Origin of the sequence: Kocuria sp. SM24M-10 (assembly GCF_001027955.1) — a bacterium.
GTDB lineage: Bacteria > Actinomycetota > Actinomycetes > Actinomycetales > Micrococcaceae > Kocuria > Kocuria oceani.
On record NZ_LDNX01000073.1, the window covers coordinates 1 to 12,594 of the forward strand.

The 12,594-nt window shown below is 77.8% G+C and carries 11 protein-coding genes; 10 read left to right on the top strand and 1 reads right to left on the bottom strand.

Annotation, left to right across the window (positions count from 1 at the left end):
- Positions 1-61: 61 nt before the first annotated feature.
- The 3 genes from nth (at position 62) to ABL57_RS23385 (ending at position 5,422) form a co-directional block, all read left to right on the top strand.
- Entirely contained in the window at positions 62-826 is a 765-nt protein-coding gene (gene nth / locus ABL57_RS08705) for an endonuclease III (RefSeq protein ID WP_047803071.1), read from the top strand.
- Between the two features lie 86 nt (positions 827-912).
- Positions 913-1,602, top strand: a complete 690-nt coding sequence (locus ABL57_RS08710; RefSeq protein WP_082157331.1) for a CoA pyrophosphatase — start codon at positions 913-915, stop codon at positions 1,600-1,602.
- A 109-nt stretch (positions 1,603-1,711) separates the two neighbouring features.
- A complete protein-coding gene (locus ABL57_RS23385) occupies positions 1,712-5,422 on the top strand; it encodes a helix-turn-helix domain-containing protein (RefSeq protein WP_047803073.1) in 3,711 nt (1,236 codons plus the stop codon).
- Between the two features lie 115 nt (positions 5,423-5,537).
- Here ABL57_RS23385 and ABL57_RS08720 read toward each other — a convergent pair whose 3' ends face one another.
- Positions 5,538-7,280: a bifunctional 3'-5' exonuclease/DNA polymerase gene (locus ABL57_RS08720; protein ID WP_047803074.1), complete on the bottom strand. Its 1,743-nt coding sequence runs from the start codon at positions 7,278-7,280 to the stop codon at positions 5,538-5,540.
- A 143-nt stretch (positions 7,281-7,423) separates the two neighbouring features.
- Between ABL57_RS08720 and ssd the strand changes: the two genes are divergently transcribed.
- The 7 genes from ssd (at position 7,424) to ABL57_RS08755 (ending at position 12,592) form a co-directional block, all read left to right on the top strand.
- Positions 7,424-8,515 carry a septum site-determining protein Ssd gene (ssd, locus tag ABL57_RS08725; RefSeq protein WP_047803075.1) on the top strand — a complete coding sequence of 364 codons (1,092 nt, stop codon included), beginning with the start codon at positions 7,424-7,426 and terminating at the stop codon, positions 8,513-8,515.
- Positions 8,512-9,705, top strand: a complete 1,194-nt coding sequence (locus ABL57_RS08730; protein ID WP_047803076.1) for a TadA family conjugal transfer-associated ATPase — start codon at positions 8,512-8,514, stop codon at positions 9,703-9,705. Before ssd ends, ABL57_RS08730 begins: the two co-directional genes overlap by 4 nt.
- Positions 9,702-10,454 carry a type II secretion system F family protein gene (locus ABL57_RS08735; protein WP_047803077.1) on the top strand — a complete coding sequence of 251 codons (753 nt, stop codon included), beginning with the start codon at positions 9,702-9,704 and terminating at the stop codon, positions 10,452-10,454. The genes ABL57_RS08730 and ABL57_RS08735 overlap by 4 nt, the downstream gene beginning before the upstream one ends.
- Positions 10,451-11,017 carry a type II secretion system F family protein gene (locus tag ABL57_RS08740; protein ID WP_047803078.1) on the top strand — a complete coding sequence of 189 codons (567 nt, stop codon included), beginning with the start codon at positions 10,451-10,453 and terminating at the stop codon, positions 11,015-11,017. Before ABL57_RS08735 ends, ABL57_RS08740 begins: the two co-directional genes overlap by 4 nt.
- 126 nt (positions 11,018-11,143) lie before the next feature.
- Positions 11,144-11,458, top strand: a complete 315-nt coding sequence (locus tag ABL57_RS08745; RefSeq protein ID WP_152683331.1) for a DUF4244 domain-containing protein — start codon at positions 11,144-11,146, stop codon at positions 11,456-11,458.
- Between the two features lie 293 nt (positions 11,459-11,751).
- Positions 11,752-12,153, top strand: coding sequence for a TadE family type IV pilus minor pilin (locus tag ABL57_RS08750; RefSeq protein ID WP_047803079.1), 402 nt, complete (start codon positions 11,752-11,754; stop codon positions 12,151-12,153).
- Entirely contained in the window at positions 12,146-12,592 is a 447-nt protein-coding gene (locus ABL57_RS08755) for an Rv3654c family TadE-like protein (protein ID WP_082157327.1), read from the top strand. The genes ABL57_RS08750 and ABL57_RS08755 overlap by 8 nt, the downstream gene beginning before the upstream one ends.
- Positions 12,593-12,594 lie beyond the last annotated feature (2 nt).

The following is a 12,594-nucleotide window of genomic DNA, read 5'->3' on the forward strand; positions in this document are numbered from 1 at the left end:
TCCACGGTGATCCCGGGCACCCCGAAGGCGCCGCCGCCGCACCGGGACGCCGGAGTCACCGCTGTCGCTCAAGCGCCGTGCCCGGCGGATCAACGCGGTCCTCGCCGAGGCCTACCCCTACGCGGTCGCCGAACTGGACTTCCGCTCGCCCTACGAGCTGCTCGTGGCCACGGTGCTCTCCGCTCAGACCACGGACGTGCGCGTGAACGCGACCACGCCCCGGCTGTTCGCCGCCTGTCCGACGCCGCGGGCGCTCGCCGAGGCGGACGAGGCCGAGGTCCAGGAGATCGTGCGGCCGCTGGGCTTCTACCGGGCCAAGACCCGGGCGATCCAGGCCCTGGCGCAGAAGATCGTGGACGACCACGACGGTGAGGTGCCCGGCCGGCTGGAGGACCTGGTCACCCTGCCCGGCGTGGGCCGCAAGACCGCCAACGTGGTGCTGGGCAACGCCTTCGGGGTGCCCGGGATCACCGTGGACACCCACTTCGGCCGGCTGGCCCGCCGCTTCGGCTGGACGGCCGAGGAGGACCCGGTCAAGGTGGAGCGCGACGTCGCGGCGCTGTTCGAGCCGCGCGACTGGACGGACCTGTCCCAGCGCCTCGTCTACCACGGGCGCCGCATCTGCCACTCCCGCCGCCCGGCGTGCGGGGTGTGCCCCGTCGCGGACCTGTGCCCGTCCTACGGCGAGGGCCCCACGGACACCGCCGAGGCGGCGTCGCTGCTCAAGTACGAGTTCGCCCCCGGCCGGGAGGAGCTGCTGGGGCAGTTCCTCGCCGGCCGCACCCGGGCCGAGCTGCAGGCCGACGGCTGGCCGCTGAGCTCGTGAGCGCCGCCGAGGACGTCGGGGGAGCACCGCGGGGCCACGCCTACCGGGACCTGCTGCGGGTGGCTCGCAACGGCCACAGCCTGCGGATGGAGGACCGCGAGCCGTGGCGGATCGGGCGCATCGACGAGAACTACCGGCGCTCCGCGGTGCTCATCCTCTTCGGGGCGCTCGACGACCTTCCCTCCCGCAGCCGCGCGCACGCGGAGGGGGTGGGACGCGACCTGGACGTCCTGCTCGTCCAGCGCGCCGCGACCCTGCGCTCCCACCCGGGGCAGGTCGCCTTCCCCGGCGGCCGCCTCGACCCCGAGGACGGGGACCCGCACGAGCTGGTCCCCGTGCCCGGCGGCCGGGTGAGCGGCGCCCACGTGCGCGCCGCCCTGCGCGAGGCCGAGGAGGAGACGGGGCTGGACCCGCGGGGCGTGGAGGTGCTCGGCGCCCTCGCCCCGGTGCCGCTGCCGGTCTCCAACCACCTCGTCACCCCGGTGCTCGGCTGGTGGCAGGACGTCTCGCCCGTGGACGTCGTCGACCACGCCGAGTCCTCCCTGGTCTTCCGCGTGCCGGTCCTGGACCTGATCGACCCGGCCAACCGGCACTACGCAGCCGTGACGCGCGGCCGGCAGACCTACCGCTCGCCGGCCTTCGCGGTGCCCGTGGCCGGCACCGACGCCCGGGTGACCGTCTGGGGGTTCACCGGCGTGCTCCTGGACCGGGTGCTCACCGCCCTCGGCTGGGCCGTGCCGTGGGACACCGACCGGGTCCTCCCGGCACCGCTCTAGCAGGTCCCGGGGACATCGCGCACCTCCGGGCGCAACATTGCCGGAGCGCAGGCAAGCCGACTTACGATGCCAGGGTCCCCCCTGCCCACGACCCCCGAGGAGGCTCCCGGTGGCCTCGCCCCGACCCGGCGCCGACCGGCCGCGGCTCGCCGAGCAGCTCAGCGCCGCCCGCCGCCGCCGCGGCCTGTCGGTGCGCGCGCTCGCCGCGGCCTGCCGCCTGCCCGCCAGCACCATCCAGGGCTGGCTCAGCGGGGCGCACCTGCCCGGCCCGGCCCTGCGCGAGGAGTTCACGGCCCTCCTGGACGCCCTCGGCCTCACCGAGGAGCGCCCGGCGGAGCAGTGGTGGGAGGACGTCAACCGCTCCCGCACGCCCGTCCAGCCCGCGACCACCCCGTACGTGGGCCTGCGCTCCTACCGCGCCGAGGACGAGGCGCACTTCTTCGGGCGGACCGCGGAGGTCGCCGAGCTCGGAGAGCGGGTGACCCGGCTGGCCGGTGCCGACGGGCCCCGCATCCTCGCCGTCGTGGCCGCCTCGGGCGCGGGCAAGTCCTCCCTGCTGGGGGCCGGCCTGCTCGGCCGGCTGCGCGCCGAGGGCCAGCCGCTGCACGGGTGGAGCGCCCTGGCCACCACACCGGGCCTGGACCCCGAGCGCCGGCTCGACGACGCGGTGGAGGCCGACCCGGACCTGCTCGTCGTCGACCAGCTGGAGGAGCTGTGGACCGGCACCCGGGACGCCGAGCAGCCCGGGCGGTTCCTGGACCGGCTCGCCGCCGCGAGCCGGGACCGGGTGGTCGTGGTGGGCCTGCGCGCGGACTTCTTCGGCAAGGCCAGCAGCCACGCCGAGCTGCGCGCCGCCCTGGAGCGCCCCGTGCTGCTCGGCGCGCTGACCCGCGAGCAGCTGCAGCAGATCGTCGTCGGCCCCGCCGAGGCCGTCGGCGCCCGTGTCTCCCCGGATTTGGTCGAGGTGATCCTGCGCGACGTGGCCCCCCGCGGCGCGGAGATCGGGGTGGGGCTGCTGCCCCTGCTCTCCCAGGCCCTGCTCGGCACGTGGGAGCACGCCCGCACCCGCGAGCTCACCGTGGCCGACTACCACGCCGCGGGCGGCATCACGGAGGCCGTGGACCGCCGGGCCGAGGAGGTCTACGCCGCGTTGGAGCCCGGTGAGCGGGACCTCGCCCGGGCCATCTTCCTGCGCCTGGTGCGCGTGGTGGGCACCGGCTCCTCCGCCGCCGTGGTGCGCACCCCGGTCCCGCGCGAGGAGCTGCCCGAGGGCGGTCCCGCCGTGGTGGAGCACTTCGCCCGCGCCCGGCTGCTGACCGTGGACCGGGACGAGGTCCAGCTCAGCCACGAGTCCCTGCTCGACCACTGGTCCCGGCTCAGCCGCTGGATCGAGGACGGCCGGCGCGACCTCTACGTCCGGCAGCAGCTGCAGCGGGCCACCCAGATGTGGCTGGCCAACGACCGCGATCCCCTCGCGCTGATCCCGCTGGGCCAGCTGGCCTCCTTCCGGGACTGGACCGGGGACCCGCAGCAGCAGGTGCTGCTCAGCCCGGCCGAGCGCGAGTACCTGGCGGAGAGCGAACGGCACTACGACGACGCCCTCGAGCGGCAGAAGCGCACGGCCCGGGAGATCGAGCGGCGCGGCCACGTGGCGCTCGTCCTGCTGGCCCTGGCGGTCTGCGCGGCCGTGGTCGCGGGCGCCCTGGGCATCCGGGCGGAGCGCTTCCAGGTCGACGCGGAGACGGCCCGTGACCAGGCCCTGTCCCGGCAGACGGCGCTGGAGGCCTCCCGCATCCGGGGGGAGTCGCCGAACCTGGCCGCCCAGCTCAGTCTCGCGGCGTATCGGATGTCGCCCACCCGGGAGGGCGTCTCCGCCCTCATCGACGCGACCGCGGTGAGCGCCCCGGAGCGCTGGCTGGGCCCGGACGGCGCGTCCCGGCTCGCGGCGCTGGACGACGGCTCGGTGGTGGCGCGCGCCGCCGGGGACGGCCGGCTGTCCGTGTGGTGGGACTTCGAGAGCCTGGTCGAGGACCGGGAGGACGTCGTGGTCCTCGACGACGCGGAGCGGGGCCTGGCCGACGTCGACCTCGTGGAGCGGGACGGCAGGGTGCTCGCGGCGGTCGCCGGGACCGGCCACGTCAGCCTGTGGGACGTCACCGAGCGGCCCGTGCGGCGGATCGCCGGCCTGGAGGTGGACACCGGGACCCCGTTCAACGCGGTGGTGTTCTCGCCCGGCGGGCGGCAGCTGCTGGCCGGCGGCCGGGGCGAGGTGCTGCGCTGGTCGCTCGAGGACCCCGTGTCCTCGCGGGCGCTGCCGCGGCTGCCCCTGGGCGAGGACGCCGACGTCCTCGCCGTCGCCGCGGCCGCCGACGGCACCGTCTACGCCGGCGGGAGCTCCGCGGGCCTCGTCCGGTACGCCACCGACGGCCGGGACGCCGAGCGCCTCGACCCGGTGCCCACGGGCCGGACCGTCCGGTCCCTGGCCCTCGACGACGACGGCGCCCGCCTGGCCGTGGGGCTGAGCGCCCGCGAGCTGCGGCTCTACGACGTCGAGGGCGAGCGGCTGGCCGAGGCCGGGACCGTCCGCGACTTCGGCAGCTGGGTCAGCGACGTCAGCTTCTCCCCGGACGGGGAGCAGATCGTGGCCGCGAGCTTCGACCAGAACGCCTACGTGCACCGGCTGCCCGATCTCGCGCGCGTGGAGGTGTTCCCCACGGCGGCCCGGGTGACGGGGGCGCTGCGGGTGGGCGAGCGGCTGATCACCGCCTCCCAGGACGGCACCACCCGCTCGTGGGACCTGGAGGGCCCGGTGATCCACCGCCGCGGGGAGCCGGTGTACCAGCTCTCCGCCGACCGCTCGGCCACGGTGCTCAGCGCCGTGGGCATCGGCGCGGGCGTCGTCTCCCTGTTCGACCTCACCGGGGAGGTGCCCGTGCCGCTGCCGTCGCCGGAGGCCCCGCCCGGGGAGACCCTCTGGTACGCGGGCGCCGTGGCCCCCGACGCTTCGTTCGTGGCCGGTGGCACCGAGGACGGGGACGTCCTGGCCTGGCCCCTCGAGGACGGGCGCCCGCAGGAGCCGGCGCGGGCCGCGGCCCTGGACGTGGGGGTCACGGGCGCCGACGTGACGGCGGACGGCTCCACGATCGCGGCGTGGTCCGAGGTCGGCACCGAGGTCGCCCTCCTGCGCCGTGACGCCGGCGGAGGAGTCCGGCGCGTGTCCACGATCCCGGTGGCCGGGACGGAGGCGGCGCGGTTCAACGCCTCGGGGACGGTGCTCGCGGCGGCGGACGACTCGAGGCACGTGCAGCTGTGGGACGTCTCCGACCCCGCCGCGCCCCGCCGGACCGCGGAGCTCACCCTGGACTCGGTCGTGACCTCGGCCGTGTTCTCCCCGGTGGCCGACGTCCTGGCCGTGGGGACCGAGGGCGGGCGGGTGCGTCTCTGGGACGTCGCGGACCCGTCCGAGCCCCACCCCCTGGGCGAGACCTCCGACGCCCTGTCCTCGGTCAAGGGACTGCAGTTCTCCCCGGACGGCACCCTGCTGGCGGGCGCCTCGGGGGACAAGTTCGTGTGGATCTGGAAGGTCGGCGCCGCGGACCTGAGCGTCTACGCGGCCCTGTCCGCCTCCGGGGACCGGATGAACGACGTGCGCTTCGTCGGCGACCAGCTGATCGCCACCGGCGACGACGGCGTGGTGCGCAGCTGGCTGGTGCAGGCGGAGGACGCGGTCAGCGCGGTCTGCGCGGCCCGCGGGGACCGGATCACCGAGGACGAGTGGAGCCGGCACGTGACGGGAGCCCCGTACCGGGACCTGTGCTGAGCCCGGCACCGGCGGCCGTTCCTGTCCGGGGCCCTGTGCCGGGGGCTGCGCCGAGCGCTGCGCCCCGGCCGGTGCCGGGCCCCGAGCCGGGCCCGGGGCGGGGCCGGCGGGCCGCTCACTTGGCGTCCGCGTAGGACTCCACCACGGTCACGCTGACGGGGAACTCCACCGGGATCCGGCCGAACACCATCCGCCCCGCCTGCCCGGCGCATCCCCGGACCAGCTCGGCCGCGCGCTCGGCCTCCTCCCGGGCGCAGTGCAGCACGATCTCGTCGTGCAGGAAGAAGACGAGCTCGGCGTCGATCCCCTCCCGCACGAGGGCGGAACGGATGGCGCCCATCCAGCACATCGCCCACTCCGCCGCGGTGCCCTGCACCACGAAGTTACGGGTGAACCGGCCCTGGCCGCGGGCCATCGCCCCGGCGCGCCGCTCGGCCTCCGCCGTCGCGGTGTCGCGCTGGGCCGCGTCCCAGTCCGGCCCCGGCCGGGGCGACCAGCGGCCCAGGTGCGTGCACACCTGCCCGCCGGTCTCCCCGACGCGGGCCGCCCGCTCGACGTAGTCCACGGCCCGCGGGAACATCCGGGCCAGGTGCGGCATGAGCCGCCCGGACTGCCCGGTGGTGGCCCCGTACATGGCGCCCAGCATGGCCACCTTCGCCTGCGGGCGCTCGGTCAGCTCCGATCCGCGCTCCTCGCCCAGGTCCGCGATGGCCTGGTACAGGTCACGGCCGTGGGAGGCGGCGGCCAGGGCGTCGTCGTGGGCGAGGGCCGCGAGGACGCGCGGCTCCAGCTGGGCGGCGTCGGCGACGACCAGCACCCGTCCCGGGTCCGCCCGCACGGCGTCCCGCACCACGTGCGGGATCTGCAGGGCGCCGCCGCCGCGGGCCGACCACCGTCCGGTGACCACGCCGCCCACCACGTACTCGGGCCGGAAGCGGCCCTCCCGCACCCAGCTGTCCAGCCAGTGCCACCCGTTGGCGCTGAGCAGCCGGGCCTGCTTCTTGTGCTCCAGGATCGGCTCGATCAGCGCCTGGCGCCGTGCGGCCAGGTCGGGCACGGCCCGGGCCCACTCGACGAGCTCCCACTGCCGGGTGCTGGTCACGTCGATGCCCGCCGCGCGCATGGCCTTGAGCAGCTCCTGCGGGGAGTCCGGGTTCAGCCCGGGGGCGTGCAGCACCTCCCGCAGCCGCCGGACGGTCCGCTCCATCCGCTCGGGCCGCTCCCCGGGGGCCGGCTCGGGCCCGAGCGCGTCCTCCAGCAGGGCGCGGTGGACGTCCTCGCGCCAGGGCACCCCGGCATGCTGCATCTCCGCGGCGATCAGCGCCCCCTGGGACTCCGCCGCCAGCAGGAGGGTCAGCCGGCGGGGGTCCGCCGCGCCGGCCACGGCGGCGAGCTGGGCCAGCAGCTCGCCCACGAGCTCGTCCACCCCCGGCCCGGCGGCGCGCGGCAGCTCGAACAGGCTCGACTGGTCCTGCGCCGGCCGCGGGGGCGGGAGCAGGCCGGGCGCCTCGTCCTCCGGCAGCGCCAGCAGGACGGGGGCGTAGGGGAGGGGGCCCTGCGCCCCGGAGCCGTGCGCGGTCGCGGCCGTGGCGAGGATCGCCTGGCACAGCCGCAGGTCGTGGCACCGTTCGACGCGCGCTCCCGCGGCCAGCAGCTCGGGATAGAGCGCTCCGGTGCGCTCCCACGCCCAGCGCGGGGCGGTGTCCCCGGCCCGGCGGGCGGCCTCCTCGCGCGCGGCGACGAACGCGGCCAGCTCCCCGGCGGGCACGTCCACGGCGGCGCCGGCCACCCCGTCGGACACCACCACGGCACGGTGCCCGGCCCGTCCCTCCTCCGCTGCTCCCACCACGATGTGCATCCGGCCATTGTCCTGCACGGGTCCGTCACCGTAGGCCGGTGCCCGGACTGCACACGCGCCCGCGCCGCGCCGTGCCCGGCAGCCCGTCCACACGGCCCGCCCGGCCGGGTCCGGGTCCGGCCGCCCGGACCGAGAGTGGGGCCATGAGCACCGCCGCCCACCGCCCCGCCCCGGCCCGGACCCCGGGCGTCCCCGCCGCCCGGGTCCGCACGGTCCGCCTCGTCAGCGACGACCCCGGCCTGCGCGCCACGGTCGGGCGCGTCTGCGCCGCAGCCGGCGCCGAGCTGCTGGCCGAGCCCGCCGGCCCCACCTCCTCCACGCGGGCGCCGCTCGCCGACACCGAGCTGGTGGACGTGCACCACGCGGTGCGGGGCCGGGTCCGGCCGGGCACCGTGCTGGTGGGCCGGCCCGAGGACACCGGGCTGTGGGACCGGGCCGCCGAGCTCGGCGGCTGCACCGTCGCGGTGCTGCCGGACGCCGCCGGCTGGCTCGCCGACCTGCTCTGCGCGAGGAGCACGGGCGGACCCGGCCCCGGCGGGACGGGGCACGTCGTGGGCGTCCTGGGTGCGGTGGGCGGGGCGGGCGCCTCCACGCTGGCGTGCTGGCTCGCGGACCGGGCCGCCCAGGAGGAGCGCACGGCCGTGCTGGTGGACGCGGACCGGGAGGGCTGCGGCATCGACGTCCTGCTGGGCCTCGAGGACCGGGACGGGCTGCGCTGGCCGGACCTGCAGCGCATCGCCGGGACCGTGCACGCGGAGCAGCTGTGGCCGGCCCTCGCCCGTGCCGGCCGGCTGCGGTGGCTCTCCTGGGACCGCTCCCGCCCGGACGGCGCGCCCGCGCCCTACGCGCCCGTGCTGGAGGCCCTGCGCCGGGCCGCGGAGCTCGTCGTCGTGGACCTCGGCCGGGCCGGCCCGGCGGCGGCGGACACGGCCGTCCTGTGCGACCAGGTCCTCGTGCCGGCGCCCCGCACGGTGCGCGGCATGCTGGCCGCCCGGTGGGCCGCGGACCTGCTGGCCGGCGTCCCGGCCCGCCTGGTGCCGGCCGGGCTCAACGTGGCCGACGTGGACGACGCCCTCGCCGCCGCCGCGACCGGCCTGCCGGTCGCGGGGTCCGTGCGCTTCTGCGGCGGGGTGCCCGAGGCCGCCGAGACGGGCCGCCTCCTCGAGGCCGGCCGCTCCCGCCGGCTCGGCCGGGACGTGGCCGGGCTGCTCTCGGCCGTGGGAGCGCTGCGGTGAGCGCCTCCCCGCCCGAGCTGCCGGACGCGCTGCTGGAGGACGTGCGGGACCGGCTGCTGTCCGCCCCGGGCCCCGTCACCGACGCCGACATCGCCGAGGCCGTGCGCGCCGGCGGCCGCGTGCTGGGCGCGGCCGGCACGCTGCACGCGGTCCTGGTGGTGCGGGCCGAGCTCACCGGGCTCGGCCCGCTGGAGCCCTTGCTGCCGCACCGGGGACTCACCGACGTCTACGTCAACGGGCCCGACCAGGTGTGGCTGGAGACCGAGGCCGGGGTGCGGCGGGTCGCGTCTCCGTTCCGCTCGGACGCCGAGGTGCGAGCCCTGGCGGTGCGGCTGGTGACCGCCGCCGGTCGCCGGCTCGACGCCGCCCACCCGTGCGCCGACGTCCAGACCGCCGGCGGGTACCGGGTGCACGCCGTCCTGCCGCCCGTCTCCACCGGAGGGACCCTGCTCTCCGTGCGCTTCCGGACCCACCGGACCCTGTCCCTGCAGGACCTCGTGGACGTGGGCACCGTCCACCCGGACACGGCCGAGCTGCTCGCCGGGGCGGTGCAGTCCGGGGCGAACTTCCTGGTCAGCGGGGCGACCGGAGCCGGGAAGACCACCGTGCTCAACGCCCTGCTGTCCCGGTCGCCGCAGCACGAGCGGATCGTGCTGATCGAGGACGCCGCCGAGCTGCGCCCCGAGCATCCCCACGTGGTCGGGCTCCAGGCCCGGCACGCCAACGCCGAGGGCGCCGGAGGCATCGACCTGGCCGAGCTCGTCCGCCAGGCGCTGCGGATGCGCCCGGACCGGCTCGTGGTGGGGGAGTGCCGCGGAGCCGAGGTGCGCGAGCTCCTCACCGCGCTCAACACCGGGCACACGGGAGCGGGCACGGTCCACGCGAACTCCGCCGAGGCGCTGCCCGCCCGGCTCGCGGCCCTGGGCGCGCTCGCCGGGATGAGCCGGGAGGCGGTCACGCTGCAGGCCGTGAGCGCCCTGGACCTGGTCATCCACGTCGCCCGTGCGGGCGGGCACCGCGAGGTCCGCGCGGTCTCCCTGCTCGAGGAGCGCGCCGGAGCCCTCGCCACGGTGCCCGCCGCCGTCCAGGCCGACGGGCGGCTGCGCCGCGGACCGGGCTGGGAGGGACTGTGCGCCCTGCTGGACCGGTCCCTCGCCGCGGCACCGGCCACCGCGCGGAGCACCCCGTGAACGCGCTGCTGGTCCTCGCCCTGTGCCTGGCCGGCTGCTCCGCCGCCCTGCTGGGCGGACCGCTCCACCGGGTTCGGGCGGCCGCACGGCGGGACCCCGGCAGGAAGCGGATGACGGCATGGCGGTCCCGTCTCTCCCGGGACGCCGCCGCGGAGTCGGCCGAGTGGGTCGCGCTGCTGCGCCGGCTGGCGGCGCTGCTGCAGGCGGGACGGTCGCCGGCGACGGCCTTCGAGGGCGCCCCCGGTGGAGCCGGCCACCGGTCCCGCACACCCACGGCCCGTCACCTGGAGCAGCTGTGCGCCGCCGTGGCGGCCGCCGCCCACCTGGGCCTGGGCACCGCGGACGCGCTCGCCGCCGTTCCCGCCCCGGCGCTCGGCCACCGGCCCCTGGAGCGGTGGGCGGCCTCGGCCACGGCCGAGCTGACGCTGTGCTGGGAGGTCTCCGAGCGCACCGGTGCACCGCTGGCCGAGCTGCTCGGCGGGCTCGCCGACGCCCTCGAGGCCGAGCTGGACGCCGAGGCGGCCCGGAGCACCGCACTGGCGGGCCCCCGATCGACCGTCCGGATCCTGTCCTGGCTGCCGGTGCTCGGGATCGCCCTGGGCATGCTGATGGGCGTCGACCCGCTGCGCACCCTGTTCACCACGCCGTGGGGCGCGGCCGCGCTCGTCGCCGGCGCGGTCCTCACCGTCCTCGGCCGGGCGTGGACGCGAGCGCTGATCGGCCGGGCCGAGGCCGTGGGTGCGCGATGACGGCCCTGATCGCCGCCGCCGTGGGCCTGCTCCTGCTCGCGGCCGCGACCGCGGTGCTCCTGCCGTACCGGGCGCGCCTGACGGCGTGCTCGGGCCCGGCCACGGTGGGCCGCCGGGCTCCCGCGGCGCACGTCTCCGCCGGGGTCCTCGTGGAGCTGACCGCGGCCATGCTGGACGCCGGGCTGCCGCTCGGAGAGGCCGTGGCCGTGCTGGGCGGGAGCCGGGGGCACGCGCCCGGCAGTGCCCTGGCCGGGGTGGGCGCCGGGCTGCGGCTGGGTCTGCCGTGGGCCACCGCCTGGGCCGCGGCCGGCGAGCTGCCTGCGCACCTGGAGGACTACCGCGAGGCCCTCGCGTTCACGGCGACCTCGGGGGCACCCTCGGCTCGGAGCCTGCGGTTCCAGGCCTCCCAGGTGCGCCGGGCCGCCTACCGGCGGGCCGAGCGCGCCGCGGAGGTGCTGTCCGTGCAGCTCGTGCTGCCGCTGGGGCTGTGCTCCCTGCCGGCCTTCGTCTGCTGGGGCGTGCTGCCGGTCGTGATGGGCCTCGTCCCGGAGGTGTTCCGATGACCCGCCGCGCCCGGAGCCGCGCGCCCCCGTCCGCGGGAGCCCGCTCCGCCCGCTGCACCGTCCACCGATCGAGGCGGATCAGGCCGCCTCCCTCCATCTGCTCCACCCATCCCGAAAGGACCCGTCATGTCCCAGCAGCAGCTCTCCCGGCCCCGGTTCTCCTCCCGCGAGGCGTTCCGGCGCCGCAGCTCCGTGGCACCCGATCTCGCGCGGGGCACCGGCCTCACACCGGCCGCCGGCGGAGCCGCCCGCCGCGGCGCCTCCGCCCCGCCCCGTCCGCTCGGGCGGGCGGAGGAGGCGGACCTCGGGGCGACCACGGTCGAGTACGCCATGGTGGTGCTCGCCGCCGCGGCCTTCGGCGGCGTCATGGCCGCGGTGCTCTCCTCCGGCCAGGTGCGCGAGCTCCTGACCGCGATCATCGAGAAGGCCCTCGGGGTCTGAGAACCGTGCCGCGTGGGATCCGCGGCGCCGGTCCCGGCGCCGCGGATGCCCCGGTCCTCCCGTCCCCCGGTCCTCCCTCTCCCACGGTCCTTGGCTCCCCGTGATCCTCGGCGTTCCGCGGGGTGGGTGACCGTTCCCCGCGCCCGGAGCCGGCCGTCCTCTGCGCCCGGCCGTTCGCAGCCGTCCCGTCCACTCACCCACCGGCTCACCGGTTCCTCACAGCCTCAGCACCGGCTCATCACCGCCGCCCTCCGCCTGCCCACCGTTCGCTCACCGTCCCCGAGGAGACCGCCATGACCGCCGAACGCCCCCGTCCGTCGCCGCACACCGCGGGTCCCGACCGCGGGGCCGTCACCGCCGAGACGGCGGTCCTACTGCCCGCGCTCGTGCTGCTCCTGGCCGTGCTGCTCGCCGCGGCCGCGGCCGGGATGACGCTGATCCGCTACGAGGAGGCCGCGCGGGCCTCGGCCCGGGCCGCAGCCCGCGGCGAGAGCTCCGCGACCGTCCGCTCGACCGCGCTGTCCGTGGCGGGCCGGGACGCCGCGGTGCACGTCGAGGCCGGCACCGGGACCTCCACGGTGGTCGTGGCCGGCCCCGCCCCCGGGATCCTGGGCACCTGGGGCGGCTGGGAGCTGCGCGCCGAGGCCTCCGCCGAGACCGAGGGCGCCCGCACGGCCGGGGACCACGGTGGCTGACCCGGCAGCCCGCCCGGAGGTCCGCCCGGTACCGGCCGGCGGCGCACCGGCCGCCGACCGTGACCGTGACGATGACCGTGACGATGACCGTGGCAGCGGCACCGTGCACGCCCTGACGCTCTCCCTCGTGCTCGGCGTGCTCCTGGTCACGGTGCTGCTGCTGGCGCAGGCGGGCATCGCGACCCACCGGGCGGGCAAGGCCGCGGACCTCGCCGCGCTCGCCGCCGCGGACGTCGCCCGCGGTCTCGCGGCCGGTGAGCCGTGCGGCACCGCCGCCCGCGTCGCGCAGGCCAACGGCGCTCAGCTGGAGCTGTGCGAGCTGGTGGAGCCGGACCGGGTCGTCGTCGACGTGGGAACCGCGGTCGCGCTCGAGGGGCCGCTGGCCCGGTTCGGCGCGGCCCGCGGGGTCTCCCGGGCCGGTCCGCCCGGAGACCCGTGAGC